This window comes from Sphaerotilus uruguayifluvii (assembly GCF_013294065.1).
Taxonomy (GTDB): Bacteria; Pseudomonadota; Gammaproteobacteria; order Burkholderiales; family Burkholderiaceae_C; genus Sphaerotilus; species Sphaerotilus uruguayifluvii.
This window is the reverse complement of the sequence record NZ_JABSNM010000021.1, coordinates 35,719-60,003: the sequence shown is the minus strand read 5'-3', so window position 1 is coordinate 60,003 and position 24,285 is coordinate 35,719. Positions and strand designations below refer to the sequence as shown.

General features: G+C 70.7%; 20 protein-coding genes. 14 read left to right on the top strand and 6 right to left on the bottom strand.

Going from position 1 to position 24,285, the window contains the following annotated elements; genetic code table 11:
- The first annotated feature begins 25 nt into the window (after positions 1 to 25).
- Complete coding sequence (locus HNQ01_RS18660) at positions 26 to 1,249, top strand: DesA family fatty acid desaturase (RefSeq protein ID WP_173807001.1); 1,224 nt, start codon at positions 26 to 28, stop codon at positions 1,247 to 1,249.
- Between the two features lie 7 nt (positions 1,250 to 1,256).
- On the opposite strand, the gene HNQ01_RS18655 is transcribed toward HNQ01_RS18660, so the two are convergent.
- The 4 genes from HNQ01_RS18655 to trxB form a co-directional block, all read right to left on the bottom strand.
- Positions 1,257 to 2,840, bottom strand: a complete 1,584-nt coding sequence (locus HNQ01_RS18655; RefSeq protein WP_173807000.1) for a type IV pilus assembly protein FimV — start codon at positions 2,838 to 2,840, stop codon at positions 1,257 to 1,259.
- Positions 2,841 to 3,073: 233 nt separating this feature from the next.
- Positions 3,074 to 3,244 (bottom strand): 50S ribosomal protein L33, encoded by a 171-nt coding sequence (gene rpmG / locus HNQ01_RS18650; protein WP_173806999.1) that lies wholly within the window; start codon positions 3,242 to 3,244, stop codon positions 3,074 to 3,076.
- A 15-nt stretch (positions 3,245 to 3,259) separates the two neighbouring features.
- On the bottom strand, positions 3,260 to 3,493 hold the full coding sequence (rpmB, locus tag HNQ01_RS18645) for a 50S ribosomal protein L28 (protein ID WP_037483668.1): 234 nt from the start codon (positions 3,491 to 3,493) through the stop codon (positions 3,260 to 3,262).
- Between the two features lie 182 nt (positions 3,494 to 3,675).
- On the bottom strand, positions 3,676 to 4,635 hold the full coding sequence (gene trxB / locus HNQ01_RS18640; RefSeq protein WP_173806998.1) for a thioredoxin-disulfide reductase: 960 nt from the start codon (positions 4,633 to 4,635) through the stop codon (positions 3,676 to 3,678).
- 249 nt (positions 4,636 to 4,884) lie between these two features.
- Between trxB and HNQ01_RS18635 the strand changes: the two genes are divergently transcribed.
- From HNQ01_RS18635 to HNQ01_RS18585, 10 genes are all read left to right on the top strand, one after another.
- A complete protein-coding gene (locus tag HNQ01_RS18635; RefSeq protein ID WP_173806997.1) occupies positions 4,885 to 5,553 on the top strand; it encodes a Crp/Fnr family transcriptional regulator in 669 nt (222 codons plus the stop codon).
- Between the two features lie 171 nt (positions 5,554 to 5,724).
- Positions 5,725 to 8,520 carry a DNA translocase FtsK gene (locus HNQ01_RS22500; protein WP_286180966.1) on the top strand — a complete coding sequence of 932 codons (2,796 nt, stop codon included), beginning with the start codon at positions 5,725 to 5,727 and terminating at the stop codon, positions 8,518 to 8,520.
- A 56-nt stretch (positions 8,521 to 8,576) separates the two neighbouring features.
- Positions 8,577 to 9,185, top strand: coding sequence for an outer membrane lipoprotein periplasmic chaperone LolA (gene lolA, locus HNQ01_RS18620; RefSeq protein ID WP_434801526.1), 609 nt, complete (start codon positions 8,577 to 8,579; stop codon positions 9,183 to 9,185).
- A 65-nt stretch (positions 9,186 to 9,250) separates the two neighbouring features.
- On the top strand, positions 9,251 to 10,537 hold the full coding sequence (locus HNQ01_RS18615) for a replication-associated recombination protein A (RefSeq protein ID WP_217427616.1): 1,287 nt from the start codon (positions 9,251 to 9,253) through the stop codon (positions 10,535 to 10,537).
- A gap of 205 nt (positions 10,538 to 10,742) precedes the next feature.
- A complete protein-coding gene (locus HNQ01_RS18610; RefSeq protein ID WP_173806994.1) occupies positions 10,743 to 11,678 on the top strand; it encodes a branched-chain amino acid ABC transporter permease in 936 nt (311 codons plus the stop codon).
- Positions 11,679 to 11,700: 22 nt separating this feature from the next.
- Positions 11,701 to 12,792, top strand: coding sequence for an ABC transporter permease subunit (locus HNQ01_RS18605; RefSeq protein ID WP_434801525.1), 1,092 nt, complete (start codon positions 11,701 to 11,703; stop codon positions 12,790 to 12,792).
- Between the two features lie 19 nt (positions 12,793 to 12,811).
- On the top strand, positions 12,812 to 13,603 hold the full coding sequence (locus HNQ01_RS18600) for an ABC transporter ATP-binding protein (RefSeq protein WP_173806993.1): 792 nt from the start codon (positions 12,812 to 12,814) through the stop codon (positions 13,601 to 13,603).
- A 28-nt stretch (positions 13,604 to 13,631) separates the two neighbouring features.
- Positions 13,632 to 14,369, top strand: coding sequence for an ABC transporter ATP-binding protein (locus HNQ01_RS18595; RefSeq protein ID WP_173806992.1), 738 nt, complete (start codon positions 13,632 to 13,634; stop codon positions 14,367 to 14,369).
- Positions 14,370 to 14,396: 27 nt separating this feature from the next.
- Positions 14,397 to 15,458: a histone deacetylase family protein gene (locus HNQ01_RS18590; protein WP_173806991.1), complete on the top strand. Its 1,062-nt coding sequence runs from the start codon at positions 14,397 to 14,399 to the stop codon at positions 15,456 to 15,458.
- Positions 15,459 to 15,531: 73 nt separating this feature from the next.
- Positions 15,532 to 16,089 carry a hypothetical protein gene (locus tag HNQ01_RS18585; RefSeq protein WP_286180965.1) on the top strand — a complete coding sequence of 186 codons (558 nt, stop codon included), beginning with the start codon at positions 15,532 to 15,534 and terminating at the stop codon, positions 16,087 to 16,089.
- Positions 16,090 to 16,108: 19 nt separating this feature from the next.
- On the opposite strand, the gene HNQ01_RS18580 is transcribed toward HNQ01_RS18585, so the two are convergent.
- A complete protein-coding gene (locus tag HNQ01_RS18580) occupies positions 16,109 to 18,079 on the bottom strand; it encodes a PKD domain-containing protein (protein WP_173806990.1) in 1,971 nt (656 codons plus the stop codon).
- 112 nt (positions 18,080 to 18,191) lie between these two features.
- Complete coding sequence (ppc, locus tag HNQ01_RS18575; RefSeq protein ID WP_173806989.1) at positions 18,192 to 21,059, bottom strand: phosphoenolpyruvate carboxylase; 2,868 nt, start codon at positions 21,057 to 21,059, stop codon at positions 18,192 to 18,194.
- A gap of 133 nt (positions 21,060 to 21,192) precedes the next feature.
- Between ppc and hemC the strand changes: the two genes are divergently transcribed.
- The 3 genes from hemC to HNQ01_RS18560 all read left to right on the top strand — a co-directional run bounded on the left by hemC (position 21,193) and on the right by HNQ01_RS18560 (position 24,273).
- Positions 21,193 to 22,152: a hydroxymethylbilane synthase gene (gene hemC, locus HNQ01_RS18570; RefSeq protein WP_286180963.1), complete on the top strand. Its 960-nt coding sequence runs from the start codon at positions 21,193 to 21,195 to the stop codon at positions 22,150 to 22,152.
- Positions 22,149 to 22,955, top strand: coding sequence for a uroporphyrinogen-III synthase (locus HNQ01_RS18565; protein ID WP_173806988.1), 807 nt, complete (start codon positions 22,149 to 22,151; stop codon positions 22,953 to 22,955). Before hemC ends, HNQ01_RS18565 begins: the two co-directional genes overlap by 4 nt.
- 76 nt (positions 22,956 to 23,031) lie before the next feature.
- Positions 23,032 to 24,273, top strand: a complete 1,242-nt coding sequence (locus tag HNQ01_RS18560; protein WP_353621737.1) for a uroporphyrinogen-III C-methyltransferase — start codon at positions 23,032 to 23,034, stop codon at positions 24,271 to 24,273.
- Positions 24,274 to 24,285 lie beyond the last annotated feature (12 nt).

Here is a 24,285-nt window from a genome sequence, read left to right as displayed (position 1 = left end):
TCCCCGCGTCTCCTGGAAGTCTCCGATGTCCGACCTTTCGACGATCTGGGCAGTCCTGCTGGACTGGCTGGCTCACGGCCTGCTGCATGCCTCATGGTGGCAGGTGCTGCTGTTCACGCTCGTGGTGACCCACATCACGATCGTCTCGATCACCGTCTTCCTGCACCGCAGCCAGGCGCATCGCTCGCTGGACCTCGGGCCGATCGCCTCGCATTTCTTCCGTTTCTGGCTGTGGATGACCTCCGGCATGGTGACGAAGGAATGGGTCGCGGTCCATCGCAAGCACCACGCCAAGTGCGAGACGGTCGATGACCCGCACAGCCCGGTCGCGCATGGCCTGAAGACGGTGCTGCTGCGCGGCAGCGAGCTCTATCGCGCCGAGGCCAAGGTGCCCGAGACGCTGAAGAAGTACGGCCACAACACGCCCGACGACTGGGTCGAGCGCCATCTCTACACCGGCCGTTCGGCGCTGGGCGTGTCGCTGATGCTGATCATCGACGTGGCGCTGTTCGGTGCGCTCGGCCTGACGGTCTGGGCGGTGCAGATGCTGTGGAGCCCGATCCATGCGGCCGGCATCATCAACGGCCTGGGTCACCACTGGGGATACCGCAACTTCGAGGCGGCCGACGCCTCGACCAACATCTCGCCCTGGGGCCTCTGGATCGGCGGCGAGGAACTGCACAACAACCACCACACCTTCCCGACCTCGGCCAAGCTGTCGGTCAAGCCCTTCGAGTTCGACATCGGCTGGGGCTACATCCGCCTGCTGGAAATGCTTGGCCAGGCCAAGGTGCGCAAGACCGCGCCGCAGCTCAAGCTGGGCGAGATGAAGGCGGTGGCCGACAGCCAGACGCTGGAGGCGCTGATCGCCAACCGCTACGAGATGATGGCGCAGTACGCCAACGGCCTGCGTCGCGCCTGCAACGAGGAGCTCGAGCGGCTGAAGCAGCAGGGCGCTCAGAATACCGAGCGCTGGGCGCAGATGCGCCTGGCGCAGCGCTGGCTGCACCGCGACGAGCAGAAGATCCCGGCCGAATTCAAGGCCAGCGTCGCGCAGGCCTGCGACCAGAGCCCGGCACTGGCGAAGCTGGTGACGATGCGCGAGGAGCTGCGTCAGCTCTGGACCCGCACCAACGTGTCGGGCGAGCAGCTGGTCAACGACCTGCAGGCCTGGTGCCAGCGCGCCGAGGCCAGCGGCATCGTCGCACTGCAGGACTTCGCCCGCACGCTGCGCTCGGTGCGCGCCTGAGCCCGGGTCAGGCCGCAAGCTCCCAGGCGGCCGCCCGATGCTGCGACACGCTGCCGCGGCGCAGCAGCAGCTCGTGCAGCATCAGCAGCTCCTCGAAGGCCGGAAGGTCGAGCTCCTCGACCGCGGTCGGCCTCAGCAGCAGCGTTTCCACGGCCGGTCCGGCCTGGTCCTCGTGTGACCACGCCGCGGTGACGCGCTCCAGCGTTTCCGGCTGCTCCTCGAGCGAGCGCCCGCCACCGGCCTGCACGGCGCCGTCCATCGGCGGCACCCGCACGTTGTAGAGCGCCTCCAGCTGGGCGGCGACGCGCTCGTGGTTCCAGGGCTGCTCCAGCTGTCGGTACAGCGCCAGCAGCCGCAGCAGCAGCCTTGGGCAGCGCCCCGGGCCCTCGAGCAGGCGCTGCTCGAGAATGACCACGCAGCCGAGCGGACAGTCGTCGCCCTGCGTCTCCAGTTCGCCCAGCAGGTCCCGGCTGGCCAGACAGCCCAGGTCCGGGCTGCCGAAGTTGCTGTCGCGCCAGCTGACACGGTCCTCGTCGCCGGCCGGCGCCGCCGGTGCGGGCGGGCTGGCGGCCTGGTGGGCGGCCTGATCCGGCGTGGCACGCAGGGCCTCGGACGTCGGATCGGCCATCCGTTCCGGCGAGGGCGTGAAGTCCGGCAGGATCGGCTCCATGATGCCGAGCGGGTCAGGTGCCTCGCGCGTCGTCGCGACCTCCCGTGTCCGTCGGCGTCGGCGCGACCGGGCGGACCGTGCCGGATCGGGGCCGGTGCTCCAGCGCGGCAGCAGCACCTCGGTGATCAGCCGCACCAGCAGCAGTCCGACCGCCAGCCCGGCCAGCGTCGAGCCGACCAGGACCGCGTCATGCCAGGTGGTGCGCTCGCTGCGCTCGATGCGCGCCTGCAGCGCAGCCAGCGTGGCGCGGGTCTGCTGCTGTTCCTCGTTCCATCCGGCCATCCAGGCGGGCCGCAGCCGCTCGTCCTCCGGGCGTTCGCGGGCGGCGGGCAGCATCGCTGCGACAGCCGCGGCGATGCGCAGCACGCGGGCCTCGTCGTCGTCGGCCGAGCGCGTGATCGGCGAGGGCCGTGCCGCGGTCACGGCCGGCTCGCGCGCCGGCGCCAGGGGCGCGCCTGCGGGATCGTGCCGAGGGGGTGCGATCCGGGCGGAGCGGGGCGTCGGTGGGGCGTGGCGCAGGCCGGCGCGGGCGCGCGGCGGGTCGGCCAGCACGGTGAACTCGCGGCCGTAGCGCGCGCCGCAGAGCAGCTCGATGCGGCCCTGTAGCACCGGCTCGCGCACGATCTCGTCGCTGCTGATGCGCACCTGCACCTGGTTGTCCTGGCCGGTCGCGACCAGGGCCAGATGCAGCGGAGCCAGCGGCTCGCCGCTGTCCGCGTGCTGCAGCCTCACCGTCAGGCAGTCGCCGAGCAGGTGCGAGGCCGGCCAGTCGAAGGCGCGCACCAGCAGCGTCATCGCGACCGGCTCCCCGATCACCGCGCCGGCCATCGAGGTGTCGATGGACTGGGCCGGTGCAGGGCGCACCAGCGCGGTCGCCAGCATCAGGCCGGCCAGCAGGCGACGAGGCAGCGTCGGCAGCATCGGGCATCCTCCCCGTTTTCCTGGCGCCGCGCACCGGAAGGCGGGAGCGGCGTGCTGCGGACTCTAGGCAGGGCAGGGGCGGGCGACCATCACCCGTCGGTGGGCCGCCTTTCGGGGGATGCGCAGGGTGTGTCGCCCACGGAGAGGCCACGAAGAAAAACCGCCGGGACAGTCGTCCGGGCGGGCTTGTCGCGAAGTCCGGTGGCGACCTCGAGGGCCGCCATCCTGACCGATCAGCGCAGCTTGACTTCCTTGTACAGGACGTGCTTGCGCGCCTTCGGGTCGAACTTCATGAATTCCAGCTTCTGAGGCGTGGTCTTCTTGTTCTTGCTGGTGGTGTAGAAGTGGCCGGTACCCGCGGTGGATTCCAGCTTGATCTTTTCGCGTCCGCCTTTGGCTGCCATGGTGTCGGTCTCCGATTACAGTTCGCCGCGAGCACGCAGGTCCGCCAGGACCACGTCGATGCCCTTCTTGTCGATCAGGCGCAGCGCAGCGTTCGAGATGCGCAGGCGGACCCAGCGGTTCTCGCTCTCGACCCAGAAGCGGCGGTACTGCAGGTTGGGCAGCCAGCGGCGCTTGGTTTTGTTGTTGGCGTGGGAAACATTGTTCCCGGTCATCGGGCCCTTGCCCGTGACTTGACAGACGCGTGCCATGACGCTTCTCCGATCTATGGTTACAGCAGCCAGCGCAGACCCGCCCGCCGGGAACTTGCGGCACTTGTGGTGCCTGGTCTGATGACTACCCCTCCGATGGCACCGTCCGGTGCCTCGGGTCTCTTTTGGCGGCAAAACGTCGATTGTAGCCTGAAAACGGGCAAAGCCCCAGGCGACGAGCTTCAGCCGTGGTTTTGTTCCAGGAAGCGCTGCGCGTCGAGCGCGGCCATGCAGCCGGTGCCGGCGCTGGTGATGGCCTGGCGGTAGACATGGTCCTGCACGTCGCCGGCGGCGAAGATGCCGGGAACGCTGGTCATCGTCGCGAAGCCTTCCGAGCCCGAGCGGGTGACGATGTAGCCGTCCTTCATCTCGAGCTGGCCCTGGAAGATGTCGGTGTTCGGGTGGTGGCCGATCGCGATGAAGCAGCCCTTGACCGCGAGGTCGCGGGTGCTGCCGTCCTCGGTGCTCTTCAGGCGAACGCCGGTCACGCCGCTCGAGTCGCCGAGGACTTCGTCCAGAGTCTGAAACAGATGTAACTCCATTTTTCCGGCGGCAACCTTCTCGTGCAGCTTGTCGACCATGATCGCCTCGGCGCGGAACTTGTCGCGGCGGTGGATCAGGTGGACCTTGCTGGCGATGTTCGACAGGTAGAGCGCTTCCTCGACCGCGGTGTTGCCGCCGCCGACGACGCAGACCTCGTCGCCGCGGTAGAAGAAGCCGTCGCAGGTCGCGCAGCCGCTGACGCCGCGGCCCATGAAGGCCTGCTCGGAGGGCAGGCCCAGGTACTTCGCGCTGGCGCCGGTGGCGATGATCAGCGTGTCGCAGGTGTAGGTGCCGCTGTCGCCCTTGAGCGTGAAGGGGCGCTGGCTGAAGTCGACCTCGTTGACGTGGTCGTAGACGAACTGCGTGCTGAAGCGCTCGGCGTGCTTCTGGAAGCGCTCCATCAGCTCCGGACCCTGCACGCCCATCACGTCGGCCGGCCAGTTGTCGACTTCGGTGGTGGTCATCAGCTGGCCGCCCTGGGCCATGCCGGTGACCAGCATCGGCTTCAGGTTGGCGCGTGCGGCGTAGATGGCGGCGGTGTAGCCGGCCGGGCCGGAGCCGAGGATGAGGACTTGGGCGTGCTGGACGGTGCTGGTCATGGCGTTCGGATCGGGTTCCGCAGGGCGCGCCGGGGGAGCGGCGCGCGGTTTCATTTCCGGGTCGGATCGCTGTTCAACGACGGGACGCATCGGTTAGAGTCGCGTCGCATCGGGCGTGTCGTGACGCGGTGCGATTCGAGAGCTTAGCGGTTCCCGATCGTCCCCGGTCGCCAGGGGCTGCCGACGCACACCATGCCCGGATCCCGATCTCAACGACAGAAACCAAACAAGGACAGGAGTGGCCCCCACATGGCGATGCTCTCGAATCTCGATCTGATCCGGCGCGTGCCGCTGTTCTCGATGCTGACCGTCGAGCAGGCCCAGACGATCGCCGATGGCGTGGTCAAGCGCCGCTACCGTCGCGGCGAGATCATCGTCGAGCAGGGGCGCAAGTCGGACGCGCTGTTCATCCTGCTGAGCGGCCGCGCCCGCGTGATCACCTCGGACGCGCGTGGCCGCGAGGTCATCCTGGCGGTGCTCGAGGCGGGCGACTATCTCGGCGAGATGAGCCTGATCGACAACGAGCCGCATTCGGCCACCGTGCGCGCCGAGGTCCAGACCGACGTGCTGGTGCTGGGCCGCAACGAGTTCGCGGTCTGCCTGCCCGACAACTCCAGCCTGTCCTACGCGATCCTGCGCGGCCTGGTCGCACGCCTGCGCAATGCCGACCGCCAGATCGAGTCGCTCGCGCTGCTCGACGTCTACGGCCGGGTGGCGCGCGCGCTGCTCGACATGGCCGAGGACGACGAGGGCCGCCGCGTCATCCGCTCCAAGGTCTCGCGCCAGGATCTGGCCAAGGTCGTCGGCGCCTCGCGCGAGATGGTCAGCCGCGTCATGAAGGACCTCGAGGAGCGCGGCCTGATCGAGACGCAGGAGAACGGCTGGGTCGTTCTGACCGAGCGCCTGGCCTCGCAGTGAGGTCCTGACCGGCGCGAGCCGGATCGGCGGGACGACACGACGCCGCGCACCCTTCCGGGGCGCGGCGTCGCCGTCTGTGCACCTGCCGGTGCGTCTGCTTGATCGAATCGGGCGGTTCGCGCCCCGGTTGTCGTTGCAAGGGCGTCCATGGCGATCGCGGACAATGCCGGCATGACTTACCCGCTCGGTTCGCTGCGCGGCGCGGCCGCCGCTCCGGCTCCCGCCCCATCCGCCCGTCCTTCCGCCCCCCGTCCGGTCTCGCGCTGGCGGCTGCAGCTCGGCATCACGCTCGGCGGCACGCTGCTGGTGCTGTGGCTGATCGCGATGCTCAGCCATCACCCCGGCGACGCCGCCTTCTCCACCTCCGGCGACGGCCATGCGCTGCGCAACCAGGCCGGCGTGATCGGTGCCTGGCTGTCCGACCTGTCCTTCGTGCTGTTCGGCCTGTCGTCGTGGTGGGTGCTGCTGTTCGGCGTGCGCGCCTGGCTGTCGGCGGTGGCGAAGCTGCTGCGCGCCGACCTGGCGCCGATGGAGCTGACCGGTCCGGTGCACTGGCGGCCGTGGTGGCTGGCCTGGGCCGGGCTGGCGATGCTGCTGCTGTCGAGCACCGCGCTCGAGTGGACGCGGCTGTATCAGCACGAGGGCCTGGTCGCCGGAGCCCATGCCGGCGGCGTCTTCGGCGCGATGCTCGGACCGCTGAGCATGCGCCTGCTCGGCTTCGTCGGCAGCGGCGTGCTGTGGATCATCGTGATGCTGCTGGCGCTGGCCTGGGCCTTCCGCTTCTCGTGGGTGGGGCTGTCCGAGCGCATCGGGGCGCTGTTCGACATCTGGCGCGAGCGCCGCGTCGAGCGCCGCGCCGAGGCCGAGGACAAGCGCATCGGCGAGCAGGCGCTGCGCGCCCGCGAGCGCGAGGTGACCGGCCATGGCGCGCTCGACGAGGTGGCGGTGCCGCCGCCGGTCGCCCCGGCCGCGGCGGCCGCCGCGCCGCGCCGCGCCCGCAAGGAGCGCGCCGCGGCGGCGGAGCCGGCGGTCTCGCCGGTCGAGCCGGTCTTCGGCGACATCGACGCGCTGGCCGCCGTGCCGCGACCGGCCGCGGCGGTGGCCGCGCCGGCGATGCACGAGCCGGACTTCGTCGACACGGTGCCGCAGGCCCCGGTCTTCCTGGCCGAGCCGGACGAGGCGCCGGTCTCGCGGCCGGTGCCGTTCAGCGTCGAGCCGGTAGCCGAGCTGCAGCCGGTGGCGCGGCGGCCGGCGCCGGTCGCCCCGCCCCCCTCGGTCACCCCGGCTGCGGCGACCGTCGCACCGGTCGCTGCCGCAGCGGCCCGTCCGGTTCCGCCCTGGGAAGACGAGGACGAGCCGCCGGCGCGTCCGCAGCCTGCGGCGATGCCGGCCGTGCCGGTGGCCGCGCCGCCGGTCTTCGTCGCGCCGCCGGTGCCGGCCCGTCCGGTCGCCGCGGCGGCCGTCGCCGGGGGAGAGCACGGTCTGCCGGCGGTCGAGCTGCTCGACGCCGCGCCGCCGCAGGCCGAATCCGCCACGCCCGAGGAGCTCGAGACCACCAGCCGGATGATCGAGCGCCACCTGAAGAACTTCGGCGTCGAGGTCACGGTGATCGCGGCGATGCCGGGTCCGGTGGTGACGCGCTACGAGATCGAGCCGGCGGTGGGCGTGAAGGGCTCGCAGATCGTCAACCTCGCCAAGGACCTGGCGCGCTCGCTGAGCCTGGTGTCGATCCGCGTCGTCGAGACGATCCCCGGGCGCAACTGCATGGCGCTGGAGCTGCCCAACCGCAAGCGCCAGATGATCCGCCTGTCCGAAGTGCTGGGCGCGCCGGTCTACCGCAACGCCGCCTCGCTGCTGACCATGGGCCTGGGCAAGGACATCGTCGGCCAGCCGGTGGTGGCCGACCTGGGCAAGATGCCGCACTGCCTGGTCGCCGGCACCACCGGCTCGGGCAAGTCGGTGGGCATCAACGGCATGATCCTGTCGCTGCTCTACAAGGCCGAGCCGGAGGACGTGCGCCTGATCCTGATCGATCCGAAGATGCTCGAGATGAGCGTCTACGAGGGCATCCCGCACCTGCTCGCGCCGGTGGTCACCGACATGAAGCAGGCCTCGAACGCGCTCAACTGGTGCGTGGCCGAGATGGAGCGGCGCTACCGGATCATGAGCCGGCTGGGCGTGCGCAACCTGGCCGGCTACAACGCTAAGATCCGCGAGGCCCATGAGCGCGAGGAGCTGATCCCCAATCCGTTCAGCCTGACGCCGGAGGAGCCCGAGCCGCTCGACCGCCTGCCGCACATCGTCGTCGTCATCGACGAGCTGGCCGACCTGATGATGGTCGTCGGCAAGAAGATCGAGGAGCTCATCGCCCGCCTGGCGCAGAAGGCGCGCGCGGCCGGCATCCACCTGATCCTGGCCACGCAGCGCCCGTCGGTCGACGTGATCACCGGCCTGATCAAGGCCAACATCCCGACCCGGCTGAGCTTCCAGGTCTCGAGCAAGATCGACAGCCGCACCATCCTCGACCAGATGGGCGCCGAGGCGCTGCTGGGCATGGGCGACATGCTCTTCCTGGCGCCGGGCACCGGCGTGCCGGTGCGGGTGCACGGCGCCTTCGTCAGCGACGACGAGGTGCACCGCGTCGTCGAGTACCTGAAGAGCCAGGGCGAGCCCAACTACATCGAGGGCATCCTGGAAGGCGGCACGCTCGAGGGCGAGGGCGGCGCGAACGACACCAACGCCGAGGGCGGCGGCGGCGACCCCGAGGCCGATCCGATGTACGACCAGGCGGTGGCCATCGTGCTGCAGAACCGCAAGGCCTCGATCTCGCTGGTGCAGCGCCATCTGCGCATCGGCTACAACCGTGCGGCACGGCTCCTGGAACAAATGGAGAAGTCCGGACTCGTATCGAGCATGTCCACCAACGGCAACCGCGACATCCTCGTCCCGGCGCGCAAGGAAGAATGAAGCTGCTCTCTCCTGAATCCTTCTCCGCCCTCTCGAGGAGGCTCTCCCGCCGTCATGTGCTGCCGGTGCTGGCGCTGGCCGCGGTGGCCGGTGCGTTGCCCGCACGTGCCGCCGACGCGGTCGACACGCTGCGCGGCTTCGTGCAGACGGTGCAGTCGGGCCGCGCGGCCTTCACGCAGGTCGCCACCTCGCCCGACGGCGCGAAGAAGAAGACCTCCAGCGGCGAGTTCGAGTTCCAGCGCCCGAACCGCTTCCGCTTCGACTATGCCAAACCCTACGAGCAGCAGATCGTCGCCGACGGGCAGAAGGTCTGGCTCTTCGACGTCGACCTGAACCAGGTGACGGTGCGTCCGTTCGATCAGGCGCTGGGCGCCACGCCTGCGGCGCTGCTGGCCGGCGGCAGCCTGGAGCGCGACTTCACGCTGTCGGCCGAGCCCGACCAGGGCGGCCTGCAGTGGGTCGCCGCCCAGCCCAAGGCGAAGGAGAGCCAGATCCGCCAGCTGCGGGTGGGCTTCCGCGGCAAGGACCTGGCGGCCATCGAGCTGACCGATGCGCTGGGCCAGCGCTCGCGGCTGGACTTCGCGCGCTTCGAGGCCAACCTGAAGCTGCCGGCCGAGCGCTTCCGCTTCAGCGCGCCGGCCGGCGCCGACGTGCTGCAGCAGTGAGCGACCTCTTCGGCGACCTGCCGGACGGAAATCCGTCGACCGTCGATCCGGGCGCTGCCGGGGATCTGTCGACGCCGGAAGCTCCGCTGGCCGAGCGGCTGCGCCCGCGCCACATCGACGAGGTGATCGGCCAGACCCACCTGCTGGGGCCGGGCAAGCCGCTGCGCGCGGCCTTCGTGTCGCGCCGGCCGCATTCGATGATCCTGTGGGGTCCGCCGGGCGTGGGCAAGACGACGCTGGCGCGGCTGACCGCCGAGGCCTTCGACGCCGACTTCGTGCCGATCTCGGCGGTGCTGGGCGGCGTGAAGGACATCCGCGAGGCGGTCGAGCGCGCGCAGCGCTCGCAGGCCCGGGGGCGGCGCTGCATCGTCTTCGTCGACGAGGTGCACCGCTTCAACAAGGCGCAGCAGGATGCCTTCCTGCCGCATGTCGAGTCGGGCCTGTTCACCTTCATCGGCGCGACGACCGAGAACCCGTCCTTCGAGGTCAACTCGGCGCTGCTGTCGCGCGCGACGGTGCATGTGCTGGAGCCGCTGGGCGAGGCCGAGCTGCTCGCGCTGCTGGTGCGCGCCGGCGAGGCGCTGCCCGCGCCCGCCCCGGAGCCCGCCGCGGCGCAGCGCCTGGTCGCCTACGCCGACGGCGACGCGCGCCGGCTGCTCAACACCTTCGAGAACGTGGTGCGCATGGCCGGCACCGAGCGGCCGCTGGACGAGGCGGCGCTGGAGCGCTGCCTGGGCGCGCAGCTGCGCCGCTACGACAAGGGCGGCGACCAGTTCTATGACGCCATCTCCGCGCTGCACAAGGCGGTGCGCGGCAGCAGTCCGGACGGCGCGCTGTACTGGTTCGCGCGCATGGTCGACGGCGGCGTCGATCCGCGCTACATCGCCCGGCGCCTGGTGCGCATGGCCAGCGAGGACATCGGCCTGGCCGATCCGCGCGCGCTGCGCATCGCGCTGGATGCCTCGGAGACCTACGAGCGGCTCGGCTCGCCCGAGGGCGAGCTGACGCTGGCGCAGGCGGTGCTCTACCTGGCCGTCGCGCCGAAGTCCAACGCCGCCTATGTCGCCTGGAAGGCGGCGCAGGCCTTCGTGAAGCAGGACGGCTCGCGGCCGGTGCCGGCGCACCTGCGCAATGCGCCGACCCGGCTGATGAAGGACCTGGGGCACGGACGGAATTACCGGTATGCCCACGACGAGCCGGACGGATATCCGTCCGGCGAGAACTATTTCCCGGACGGGCTGGCGCCGGCCCCGCGCTTCTACCAGCCGGTCGACCGGGGACTCGAGATCCGCATCGGCGAGAAGCTCGAGAGATTGCGTGAACTGGACGAAGAGGCGAGAAAGAATCGCTGATCGGGCGTGACGGCCGCATCTCTTGCGGCAGGGGTGGCGTGGCGCCGGATCCGATCCGGCCGGGCCGGGCGCATGGCCGCGAGGGCGGCCTGCCGCGGCAGGATGTCACGATCCGGGAATCCCCTGGCGGGGGCCGGGTTTGCGGAAGTCTGGCAAGGCTGGCACGGGCCTTGCGATTTCCGACCCAGCCACAGGAGATCTTGGAATGGACATCTTTGTACAGCAGATCATCAACGGTCTGGTGCTCGGGAGCATGTATGCCCTCGTCGCGCTGGGCTACACGATGGTCTACGGCATCATCAGCCTGATCAACTTCGCGCACGGCGAGGTGCTCATGGTCGGCGCCATGGTCAGCTGGACCGTCGCGACCGCCTTCCAGGAGGCGGGGTCGACCCTGCCGGGCTGGCTCATCATGCTGATCTCGGCGATCGCCGCGATCGTCGCGTGCGCCGCCCTCAACTACTCGATCGAGAAGATCGCCTACCGCCCGCTGCGCAACGCGCCGCGCCTGGCCCCGCTGATCACCGCGATGGGCATGAGCCTGCTGCTGCAGACGCTGGCGATGATCATCTGGAAGCCGAACCCGAAGCCGTACCCGCAGCTGCTGCCGGTCGAGGTGTTCTTCCTGTGGGAGGACGGCCCGGTCATCACGCTGACCCAGGTGCTGATCCTGGTGATCACCGCGGTGGTGCTGACCGGCCTGCTGTGGCTGGTCAACAAGACCAAGCTCGGCCGCGCGATGCGCGCCACCGCCGAGAACCCGCGCGTGGCCGGCCTGATGGGCGTGCGCCCCGACCACATCATCAGCGCCACCTTCGTGATCGGCGCGGCGCTGGCGGCCATCGCCGGCATCATGTGGGCGGCCAACTACGGCACGCTGCAGCACAGCATGGGCTTCATGCCCGGCCTGAAGGCCTTCACCGCGGCCGTGTTCGGCGGCATCGGCAACCTGACCGGCGCGATGGTCGGCGGCGTGCTGCTGGGCCTGATCGAGGCCATCGGCGCCGGCTACCTCGGCGACCTGACCGGCGGCCTGTTCGGCAGCCACTATGTCGAGATCTTCGCCTTCCTGGTGCTGATCCTGGTCCTCACGCTGCGCCCGAGCGGCCTGATGGGCGAACGTGTCGCCGACCGCGCCTGACGCCGCCCGAGGAGAGACTCTCATGCAACACATGGACAAGACCAAGCAGATCGTCGTCTTCGTGCTGGCGGCGGTCGCGCTGCTGGCGCTGCCGCTGGTGGCGGCGCAGTTCGGACAGGGCTGGGTGCGCATCATGGCGCTGGCGCTGCTGTACGTGATGCTGGCCCTCGGCCTGAACATCGTCGTCGGCTACGCCGGCCTGCTCGACCTGGGCTATGTCGCCTTCTACGCCGTCGGCGCCTACCTGTACGCGCTGGTGGCCTCGCCCCACCTGATGGAGAACTTCGAGTCCATCCGGGCGGCCTATCCGAACGGGATGCATTTCCCGATCTGGGCGGTCGTGCCGATCGCCGCGGCGGTCGCGGCGCTGTGCGGCATGCTGCTGGGCGCGCCGACGCTGAAGCTGCGCGGCGACTACCTGGCGATCGTGACGCTGGGCTTCGGCGAGATCATCCGGGTGTTCATGAACAACCTGGAGCACCCGCTCAACATCACCAACGGCCCGCGCGGCATCAGCCAGATCGACCCGATCAGCATCGGCGGCCTGAACTTCGGCAAGCCGCTGGAGCTCTTCGGCCACAGCTTCCCGTCGGTGACGCTGTACTACTACCTGTTCCTGATCCTGGTGGTCTTCACCGTCATCATCTGCCATCGCATCGAGCTGTCGCGCATCGGCCGCGCCTGGATGGCCATCCGCGAGGACGAGATCGCCGCCAAGGCGATGGGCCTGAACACCCGCAACCTGAAGCTGCTGGCCTTCGGCATGGGCGCCACCTTCGGCGGCGTGTCGGGCGCGATGTTCGCGTCCTTCCAGGGCTTCATCTCGCCGGAGTCGTTCACGCTGGCCGAGTCGGTGATGATCGTCGCGATGGTGGTGCTGGGCGGCATCGGCCACATTCCCGGCGTGATCCTGGGCGCGGTGATGCTGGCGGCGCTGCCGGAAGTGCTGCGTTATGTCGCCGGCGACATCCAGGCGATGACGGGCGGCCGCCTCGACGCCGCGATCCTGCGTCAGCTGCTGATCGCGCTGGCGATGATCGTCGTGATGCTGATGCGCCCGCGCGGTCTGTGGCCGGCGCCCGAGCACGGCAAGGCCGCCCCGGCCGCGAAGTGATCCCCAGGAGAAGCACCTCATGAGCAACAGCACGCAATCCGAGATCGTCCTCGAGGTCAAGGGCGTCTCCAAGCGCTTCGGCGGCCTGCAGGCCCTCTCCGACGTCGGCATCACCATCCGCAAGGGTCAGGTCTACGGCCTGATCGGACCGAACGGCGCCGGCAAGACGACCTTCTTCAACGTCATCACCGGCCTGTACACGCCCGACGGCGGCACCTTCCAGCTCGGCGGCGCGCCCTACACGCCCACCGCCGTGCACGAGGTGGCGGCCGCCGGCATCGCCCGCACCTTCCAGAACATCCGTCTCTTCCCCGAGATGACCGCGCTGGAGAACGTGATGGTCGGCCGCCATGTGCGCACCTCCAGCGGCCTGATCGGCGCGATCTTCCGCACCCCCGGCTTCAAGGCCGAGGAGGCCGCGATCGCCCGGCGCGCACAGGAGCTGCTCGACTACGTCGGCATCGGCAAGTACGCCGAGTTCAAGGCGCGCACGCTGTCCTACGGCGACCAGCGTCGCCTGGAGATCGCCCGCGCGCTGGCCACCGACCCGAAGCTGATCGCGCTCGACGAGCCGGCCGCCGGCATGAACGCCACCGAGAAGGTGGTGCTGCGCGAGCTGATCGACCGCATCCGCAAGGACGGCCGCACCATCCTGATCATCGAGCACGACGTCAAGCTGATGATGGGCCTGTGCGACCGGCTGACGGTGCTCGACTACGGCAAGCAGATCGCCGAAGGCACCGCCGCCGAGGTGCAGCGCAACGAGAAGGTGATCGAGGCCTACCTCGGCGCCGGCCACAAGGCCCACTGAGACCGGCCGAACCGCACAGGAACAGACCATGTCGAGCAATGACAAGAAGAGCGGGCAGGTCCTGCTCAGCATCGAGAACGTCAAGGTCGCCTACGGCGGCATCCAGGCCGTCAAGGGCGTCAGCCTGGAGGTGCGCGAGGGCGAGCTGGTCTCGCTGATCGGCGCCAACGGCGCGGGCAAGACCACCACGCTGAAGGCGGTCACCGGCCTGCAGCCGATCGGCAGCGGCGACGTGAAGTACCTTGGCAAGAGCCTGAAGGGGCAGGGGGCCTGGGATCTGGCCAAGCAGGGCCTGGTGATGATTCCGGAAGGTCGCGGCACCTTCACCCGGATGACCATCACCGAGAACCTGCAGATGGGCGCCTACATCCGCGACGACAAGGCGGGCATCCTGGAGGACATCGAGAAGGTCTTCTCGATCTTCCCGCGCCTGAAGGAGCGCCGCGACCAGCTCGCCGGCACGATGTCGGGCGGCGAGCAGCAGATGCTGGCGATGGGCCGCGCGCTGATGGCCAAGCCGAAGGTGCTGCTGCTCGACGAGCCGTCGATGGGCCTGTCGCCGATCATGGTCGACAAGATCTTCGAGGTGGTCAACGACATCCACAAGCAGGGCGTGACCATGCTGCTGGTCGAGCAGAACGCCAGCCGCGCGCTGGCGGTGGCCGACCGCGGCTACGTGATGGAGTCCGGCCTGATCACCATGACCGGCGCCGGCCGCCAGCTGCTCGAGGACCCCAAGGTCCGCGCCGCCTACCTGGGCGAGTGAGTCGTCCGGCGGGGAGGGCCGGTCCAGATGAAGATCTTCCGCAACGCCCTCCACCGCCGCCACGACGCGCGCCTGGAGATGTACCGCGGGCGCCTCGTGCCCTGCCACGAGACGCCGGCGCGGCTGGACCATGTGCTGGCCGAGCTGGCGCGCCGGCCGGTCGGCTCGCTGCACGATCCCGCGCCGGATGACGCCGCGCTGGACGCGGCGCTGGCGGCGATCCACGCGCCGCGCTACCTCGACTTCCTGGCCGGTGCCTGGGACGAGTGGGTGGCGCTCGATCCGGCCAACGCCGACCTCGACATCCTGCCGGCGGTCTGGCCGGTGCGGGGCTTCCGTGCCGACGTGCTGCCCGAGAGCTTCGCCGCGCGCATCGGCCTGTTCTCCTTCGATGCCGGCAGCCCCGTCATGGCCGGCACCTGGGCGGCGGCCCGCGAGGGCGCGGCCTGCGCCCGCTCGGCCGCGCTGGCGGTGTCGGGCGGCGAGCGCGCCGCCTTCGCGCTGACCCGGCCGCCCGGCCACCACGCCGGGCCGGACTTCTTCGGCGGCTACTGCTTTCTCAACAACGCCGCGCTGGCGGCGCAGACGCTGCGCGACCACGGCGCGGCGCGGGTGGCGGTGCTCGATGTCGACTACCACCACGGCAACGGCACGCAGACGATCTTCTACGGCCGCGACGACGTGCTGACGGTGTCGCTGCACGGCGATCCGCGCACCGAATACCCCTTCTTCCTCGGCCACGCCGACGAGCGCGGCGAGGGCGCCGGCCTGGGCGCGAACCTGAACCTGCCGCTGCCGCGCGGCACCTCGGTCGCGACCTGGTTCGAGGCGCTGGAGGCGGGCCTGGCCGCGGTGGCCGCCCACCGCGCCGAGGCGCTGGTGGTGGCGCTGGGCGTCGACACCTTCGAGGGCGACCCGATCTCGGGCTTCCACCTGCGCGCCGACGACTACCTGCGCCTGGGCGAGCGCCTGGCGCGCGCCGGCCTGCCGGTGGTGCTGACGATGGAGGGCGGCTACGCGGTCGCCGAGGTCGGCGGCAACGTCGTCAACGTGCTCGAGGGGCTTGTCGCGTCCCTGCCGCGCCCCTGATCCTGTCACCCCTGTCGCGCATCTTTCGGACGAGAATGGCCGCTCGATCCGCTTTTCGTTCGAGGGAGATGCCATGTCGAAGATGAATCCTGCCGGCCGTCCGGCGCCCTGGGTCGGCCTGTCGCTGCTGGCGGCGGCCAGCCTGCTGATGTCGGGCTGCATCGCCACCGGGGCCCGTCAGGAGGGCGAGTCCGCGGCGAATGCACCGGCGCCGGCGACCGCCCCCGCGCCGGCCGGCGCCCGCGCGAAGGTCGGCCCCGGCATGAATGCCGCCGGCGAGGTCGTCGACGCGAGCAAGGTCGAGGCCGGCCATGGCCAGCAGGTCAAGGGCCTGGGCGGATGGGAAGGCGAGATCACCGGCAGGCCGGCCCCGGGCAGCCGCTTCACGCGGCTGCAGATCGGCATGTCGATGAAGCAGGTCACCGATCTGGTCGGCCAGCCGACCGACCAGGGCGCCTACATGACCGGCAAGGCCTGGATCCCGTTCTACTTCGGCAGCGACCGTCACCGCTACGAGATGGCCTACAAGGGCCAGGGCCGCCTGATCTTCGCCGGCGGCAGCCTGGGCGACTTCACCGGCGGCAACCTCATCTGGATCATTCACAGCGCCAGCGAGAGCGGCTACCGCTGAGGTCGCCGCCCGCGCCTGATCAGGGCGTGGCCCGGCTGCGCACCAGGATGCGGCCGGTCTGCGGGACCGAGCCCTCGCGCAGCGTGCCCAGCGTGGCCGGATCGCCGAGGTTGTCGTAGTCGATCACCGGCGAGCCCTGCCGGTCGGCATGCCAGATGCGCAGGTGCAGCCGGCCGCGGCCCAGCGCGCCCGGGGTGCGTGCATCGAGCGCGGTGATCGCGAACCGGTAGCCGTCGATGCCGTTCATGCGCCCGGTGCCGCTCCAGGAGGCGCGTGTGCCGTTCAGGGTCACGCTGCCCTGGGGCTGGCCACGGAAGGTCAGCTCGGTGCCGCGCAGCGCGAACACCATCCGCCCTGGCGGATCGCTCTCGCCGGGCTGGTAGCGGGTGACCAGCGCGAACACCGCATTTCCCTCGGCCTTCGGATGGGTCCTGAACGCCCCGGGTGGTGACATGAAGCTGCCTGCGCCGACGATGTGGCCTCGGCTCTGATCGTAGACGCTGATGTCGCGGCTGGTGCTGTCGCTTCTGCCGGTGCTGTCGGTCAGCGTCAGCGTCACCGTGTAGGTTCCCGGAGCGCCGAAGGCATGGCTGGCGGTGACCGTGCCACGGCCGCCGCCCTCGTTCACCGTGCCGGCGACGGGGCGGCTGCCGTCACCCCAGGACCAGGTCGCCGTGTGGGTGTCGGCCTTGTCGGCATCGGTGAAGGCCGCGCTCAGGTCCAGCGTCCGTCCGGTCGCGACCGGGTCGGCCGCCTCGATCGTGCCCAGCACCGGCGAGGCCGCGACGACCGGATTCGCGCTCAGCAGGGCCAGACCTTCGTTCGTTGCGGCGAGGATGTTGCCGTTCTCGGCGATGGACTTGCCATTGAGCAGCAGCAGGCCCGCGGGCAGGTCGATCACTTGTCGCTGCAGATCGACCATGCCGGTCGAGGCGTGCCAGACGAAGGCCGCGGACGTCCCGCCCTCGACGAGACGATAGTTCCCGACCACCTGCCCGGCGCGGTTGACCGTCTGATGGATGGACGTGGTGACCGAGCCGTCGGGGCCGCCTGGATTGCCCAGGTCCACGGGGCCGGTGGCTGCTGTCCACGAGAAAGCTCGGAGCGCGCCAGCGACGGTGAGGCGGTAGCCGCCGACCACCTGCCCGCTCTGGCTGATGCCCCAGGACCAGGACTCCTGCCAGGTGCTGGACCCGATATCCACCAGGCCGGTGCCCGGCGACCAGAGCTGGGCCAGCCTCCTTTGCTGGACCCATCCCCAGACATCCACCTGACCCGCATCGGTGAGATGCTGGGGGTAGAGCGGCAGTTCGGTCCAGCCCCCGCTGCGTGTCCAGAGGAAGGCGCCTTCGCTGCCGTCAGCCCGCAGGTGCCTGCCCAGGACCTGGCCGCTGGCATTGATGTCCATGGCCGTGGAACTGAGGCTGCCCGGCGGGGTGATGTCGATCATGCCGGTCGTGCTTGACCAGAAGAAGGCGTGCTCCATGCCTGCGGTGGAGCGGGCGTTGCCCACCACCTGTCCGGATGCATTGATCGCGACCGCCGAGGCGGTCTCATATCCCATCGAACCGAGGTCGACCAGGCCGCCAGCGCGGCTCCACAGCACTGCATGCGTCAGGCGTGTGCCTGCGGGCAGCAGGACGATGCCGAGATCCGCCTCGCCGACGACCTGTCCGGCGTCGTTGACGGCATGAGCCTCTGAACGCGTGCCTGCATTCAACAGGCCGATCCGATGGGTCGTCGTGCCATCGTAGAAAGCGCCCTGGCCGGGATCCGAGGATCCCTGGCGGTCCTGGAAGATCACCTGACCGAGGCTGTTGAACGGCTTGGCGGCAATCGCGTTGGCGTACTGTGTTCCCAGTCGGGTCAGGCGATAGGTCTGCTGCGCCTGTGCAGCCGGGGTGGTGCACAGCAGCGCCAGCACCACGAAGAGGGAAGAAAAGGGCCCGCCGACCGGACGGGCCGGTCGGCGGAAAGCGGCATTCAGCATGATGGGCACTCCCTGTCGTCTGCCGGGCCACCGCAGGGAGGGGCCCGGTCATGGTGTGGCGACGAGAATGCGCTGCAGGTTCGGATGTGTCAATTTGTAATTAATCTGCGCATCAGCCGGTGTTGCGCAGGCCCGCGGCCACCCCGTTGATCGAGATGTGGATGCCGCGCTGCAGGCGCTCGAGCGTCGGGTCGCCCGCGGTCTTGGCATCGGCCGGGCGCTGGCGGTAGCGGCGCATCAGCTCGACCTGCAGGTGGTTCAGCGGATCGAGATACGGGAAGCGGTGCTCGATCGAGCGCGCCAGCGTCGGGTTGGCCGCCAGGCGCTGCGCGTCGCCGGTGATCTGGTTCAGCACGTCGTTGGTGCGCTGCCATTCGGCCTCGATCGCGGCGAAGATCTTCTTGCCCAGCTTCTTGTCCTCGACCAGGTCGAGGTAGCGCGCGGCGATGCGCAGGTCCGACTTGGCCAGCACCATGTCCAGGTTGGACAGCAGGGTGCGGAAGAAGGGCCATTCCTGGTACATGCGCTGCAGCAGCGCCAGGCGCTCGGCCTGGGCCTTGTCGCCCTTGGCGCCGGCCAGATAGGCCGTCACCGCCGAGCCGAAGCCGCACCAGCCCGGCAGCGCCACGCGGCACTGGCCCCAGCTGAAGCCCCAGGGAATCGCGCGCAGGTCCTCGATCGCGCGGGTGGCCTTGCGCGAGGCCGGGCGCGAGCCGATGTTGAGCTCGGCGATCTCGCGGATCGGCGTGGCGCTGAAGAAGTAGTCGGTGAAGCCCGGGGTCTCGTAGACCAGCGCGCGGTAGGCGGCCATGCTCGCGCCCGAGATCTCGGCCGCCGCGTCCAGGAAGGCCTTCGGCGCGCTCTTGGTCGGGTGCAGCAGCGTGGCCTCCAGCGTCGCGGCCACCAGCGTCTCCAGGTTGCGCAGGCCGATCTCGGGGTTGGCGTACTTCGAGGCTATCACTTCGCCCTGCTCGGTCAGGCGGATCTGGCCGTTCACCGTGCCGGGGGGCTGCGCCAGGATGGCCTGGTAGCTCGGACCGCCCCCGCGGCCCACCGTGCCGCCGCGGCCGTGGAACAGGCGCAGCGTGATGCCGTGGGCGCGGCCGAGCTGCTCGAACAGCTCCACCAGCGCCAGTTCGGCCGCGTACAGCTCCCAGTTGCTGGTGAAGAAGCCGCCGTCCTTGTTGCTGTCCGAGTAGCCCAGCATGATGTCCTGCTCGCGGCCCGAGCGCGCGACCATGCCGGCGATGCCGGGCAGCGCGTAGAACTGCGCCATGATCGGCGCGGCGTTGCGCAGGTCGCCGATGGTCTCGAACAGGGGCACCACGATCAGGTCGTTGACCGCCGCGCCGCTGTCGAGCGTGCCGCGCATCAGGCCGACTTCCTTCTGCAGCACCAGCACTTCCAGCAGGTCGCTGACATCCTCGGTGTGGCTGATGATGTAGTGGCGCAGCGCGTGGCGGCCGAAGCGGCCCAGCATCTCGCGCGCGGTCTCGAAGATGGACAGCTCGCTGCGGGCATGGTCGGAGTAGTCGGCGCCGATCACGCGCAGCGGGCGCGCGTCGTCCAGCACCTTCAGCAGCAGCGTGCGCCGGCCGGCCTCGTCGAGGCTTGAATAGTCGGCCTCGATGCGCGCCACGCGCAGCAGCTCGGCGACCACCTCCTCGTGCTTGTCCGAGCTCTGGCGCAGGTCGACCGTGGCCAGGTGGAAGCCGAAGACCTCGACCGCGCGCATCAGCGGCGCCAGGCGGGGCGCGATCAGCGCCTGCGCGTGGTGGAACTTCAGCGAGGCCTCGATCACGCGCAGGTCGGCGAGGAACTCCTCGGCCGAGGCGTAGGGGTTCTGCGGCGCGACCGCGTGGCGCAGCGCCTCGGTGCCGGTCAGCTCGTGCAGCGTCGCGGCCAGGCGCGAGTAGATGCCGATCAGCGCGCGGCGATAAGGCTCGTCCTGGCGGTGCGCGTTCTGGTCGGGCGAGCGCGCGGCCAGCGCCGTCATCTCGGGCGTGACCGGGCACAGCAGCAGCGACATCGACAGCTCGGCGCCGAGCTGGTGCACCTCGGTCAGGTAGTGGCGCAGCGCCGTCTCGCTCTGGCGCGAGAGCGCCAGCTTCAGCGTCTCGGCGGTCACGAAGGGGTTGCCGTCGCGGTCGCCGCCGATCCAGTTGCCCATGCGGAAGAAGTTGGCGATGTCGCGGCCGGGCAGCGAATGCTCGATCTCGCGGTACATCTTCGGGATCTGGCGCAGGAAGGTCGAGCGGTAGTAGGACAGCGCGTTCTCGATCTCGTCCGAGACGGTCAGCTTGGTGTAGCGCAGCATGCGCGTCTGCCACAGCTGGGTCACGCGGGCGGCGAGCTGCTCCTCGTTCTCGGCCCGGTCGCGTGCGGTGTGCAGGTGGTCGCGCTGGTTGATCAGCTCGGCCACGGCGCGCTCGGCGTCCAGGATGGACTTGCGCTGCACCTCGGTCGGGTGGGCGGTCAGCACCGGCGAGATGTAGGCGCGCGAGAGCGTGCCGGCGATGTCGTCGGCGCGGATGTCGGCCTCGGCCAGGCGCTCGAAGGCCATCGCGAGCGACCCCTCCTGCAGGTGGCCCTGGCGCTCGTGGACCTCGCGGCGGCGCACATGGTGGCGGTCCTCGGCGATGTTGGCCAGGTGCGAGAAGTAGCTGAAGGCGCGGATCACGCTCACGGTCTGGTCGACCGAGAGGTTCTTGAGCAGGCGGTCGAGCGACTTGCCGGCGCCCGCATCCTGCTTCAGGCGGTAGGCGACCGAGAGCTGGCGGATCTTCTCGACCAGCTCGTAGGCGGCCTTGCCTTCCTGTTCGCGGATGACGTCGCCGAGGATGCGCCCGAGCAGGCGGATGTCCTCGACCAGCGGTCGGTTCTTCTCGGCCGCATCGGCGGCGGACCCGGTCTCGACGACCGGGGTTTCAGGAGCGGGGGCGGAAGCGGCGTTCTTCTTGGGACGGGCAGCGCGGGGCATTGAAACCTCGATGGCGATGGAGTGGTAACCGGGTTACGCGGCGCATGTTAGCACCCGAAACCCTGATCCAGAGCAGCTTCCGGACCAGGAAAGGTCCATGAAGCCGGTCACGCCGATGAAGGACAATCGCGGCATGAACACACTGTCGTCACCGTGCATCATCGCCACCCGCGAAAGCCGCCTGGCCCTGTGGCAGGCCGAGCATGTCCAGTCCCTGCTGCGCCAGCGCTTCGGCTGGAGCGTCGAGCTGCTGGGCATGACGACGAAGGGTGACCAGATCCTGGATCGCGCACTGTCCAAGGTCGGTGGCAAGGGCCTGTTCGTCAAGGAGCTGGAAGTCGCGCTGGAGGAGGGCCGCGCCCACCTGGCGGTGCATTCGCTCAAGGACGTGCCGATGGAGATGCCCGAGGGCTTCTCGCTGTGCACCGTGCTGGAGCGCGAGGACCCGCGCGACGCCTGGGTCTCGCCCCGTTTCGAGTCGGTGCAGGCGCTGCCGCAGGGCGCGCGCGTCGGCACCTCGAGCCTGCGCCGGGTGGTGCAGCTCAAGGCGATCCGGCCGGACCTGGACGTGCAGCCTCTGCGCGGCAACCTCGACACCCGGCTGCGCAAGCTCGACGAGGGCCAGTACGACGGCATCGTGCTGGCCGCCGCGGGCCTGAAGCGCCTGGGCCTGGCCGCGCGCATCCGCGCGGTGATCGATCCGGACGTGATGCTGCCGGCGGCCGGGCAGGGTGCGCTGGGCCTGGAGGTGCGCACCGATTCGACCGCGCTGCGCGAGGCGCTGGAATCGCTGACCGACGCGCCGACCTGGCTGGCGGTGCATGCCGAGCGCGCGGTGTCGCGTGCGCTGGGCGGCAGCTGCAGCATGCCGCTGGCCGCCTGGGCGCACTGGCAGGGCGGAACGCTGGTGCTGCAGGCGCGGCTGGGCCATCCGGTCGAGGCGGCATATCCGCTGCATGTGGTGAACGTGTCGGCCGCGGTGACCGACACCGCCGCGGCCGAGGCGCTGGGCCTGGAGGCCGCGCGCCAGCTGCGCGCCGCCGGCGGCCAGGTCTGCCTGGACGCGGCCGCCGCGCTGTCGGCCGGCGCATGACGCCAGCCGCCGCGCTGCCGACGGTGCTCGTCACCCGGCCGCAGCCGCAGGCCGACGACTGGGTCGCGCGGCTGCAGGCGCTGGGCGCGCCGGCGCAGGCCCTGCCGCTGATGCGCATCGTGCGCCGCGAGGGCTTCGACGCGGCGGTGCGTGCGGCCTGGAGCGATCTGGCGCGGCACCGGCTGGTGATGTTCGTCAGCCCGAACGCGGTGCTGGCCTTCTTCGCCGGGCGACCCGAGGGCGCCGCCTGGCCGGCGCAGACGCTGGCCGGCGCGACCGGTCCCGGCACGATCGCGGCGCTGCGCGCGCAGGGCGTCGAGGCGCGCTCGATCGCCGCGCCCCCCGAGGATGCGGCGAGCTTCGATGCCGAATCGCTGTGGCGCCATGCGCTGGCCGGGCTGGACTGGTCCGGCCAGCTCGTGCTGATCGTGCGCGGCGAGGACGGCCGCGACTGGCTGGCCGCGACGCTGCGTCAGGCGGGCGCGCGCGTCGACTGCCTGGCCGCCTACGCGCGTGCCGAGCCGGCCTGGACCGCGGCGGAGTGCGCCGCGCTGGCTGCGGTCGGGCGCGATCCGGCTGCGCATGTCTGGCTGTTCAGCAGCTCGCAGTGCATCGCGCACCTGCTGGCGGCGCCGCTGGAGGCCGGTGCGACGTCGGCCCTGCGCCGCGTGCCGGCGCTGGCCACCCATCCGCGCATCGCCGAGACCGCCCGCGCGGCCGGCTTTGCCGCGGTCGTGCCGGTGCGTCCGGATCCGCTTGAGGTGCGTCAGGCGCTCGACCCCTCGCAGGAGCCGCAGGCGTGATGCGTCGCACGCAGGCGCGGTCCGCTCTATACAATCTTTCCGGAGGGAGGTCCCTCCTCCCGGATCCGCATTGCCCGTGAACGATCAATCCTCTCCCTCCAGCAGTCCGGTTCCGCAGTCCGGCGCCGAGGCGCCGACCGAGGTCGTGGCCGCTTCCGCGCCGGCAGCGCCGCCCCCCGCCGCTGCGCCGGCGCCTGTTTCCGCCCCGGCCCCTGCACCCGCGCCTGCGCTGGCTCCCGCGCCGGTGGTGGTCCATGCGGCAGCGGCCGCGCCGGCGCTGCCGGGCTGGGCGATGCCGCTGGGCCTGGTGCTGGCGCTGCTGGCCGCCGGCGGCGCCTGGACCAGCTGGCAGACGCAGCAGCGGGTGCATTCGCTGGAAATGGAGCTGGTCAAGCGCCAGCAGGGCAGCAGCGAGCAGTCCTCCGAGGCGCGCGTGCTGGCCCGCCAGGCCGACGAGGTCGCGCGCGACGCGGCGGCCAAGGTCGCGCTGATGGAGGCGCGGGTGTCCGAGGTCGCGCTGCAGCGTGGCCAGATCGACGAGCTGCTGCAGTCGCTGTCGCGCTCGCGCGACGAGAACGCGGTCTCCGACATCGACGCGGCGGTGCGCGTGGCGCTGCAGCAGTCGACGCTGACCGGCAGCGCCGAGCCGCTGATGGTGGCGCTGCGCAGCGCCGACGAGCGCCTGGCGCGGCTGAGCCAGCCGCGGCTGGAGCCGCTGCGTCGAGCCATCGCGCGCGACATGGACCGGGTGCGCTCGGTGGCGGTGCCCGACATCGGCTCGCTGCTGATCAAGCTCGACGAGTCGGTGCGCCTGGCCGACGAGCTGCCGCTGGTGTCGCAGTCGGCGACCTCGGGCCGCGCGGTCGCTGCCGCGCAGCAGGCCCGCGCCGCCGCTCCGGCCGCGCGGGCCTCGATGTCCGCCGAGGGCGCCTCGTCGGTCTGGCCGCAGTGGCTGCTCGACTGGGACGTGCCGCTGCAGCGGGTCTGGACCGAGATCGGCAGCCTGCTGCGGGTGACGCGCATCGACCACCCGGAGGCGATGCTGCTGTCGCCGGAGCAGGGCTTCTTCCTGCGCGAGAACCTGAAGCTGCGGCTGCTCAACGCCCGGCTGTCGCTGCTGTCGCGCCAGCCCGAGGCGGCCTCGGCCGACCTGCAGGCGGCGCAGCGCTCGCTGGTGACCTATTTCGACATGGGGGCCCGGCGCACGCAGATCGCCGCCGAGCTGCTGCGCCAGGTCGCCTCGCAGAGCCGCCTGGTCGGCATCCCGCGTCCGGATGACACGCTGGCCGCGACCGCGGCCGCGCTGGCCGGCCGCTGAAGGAGGATCCAC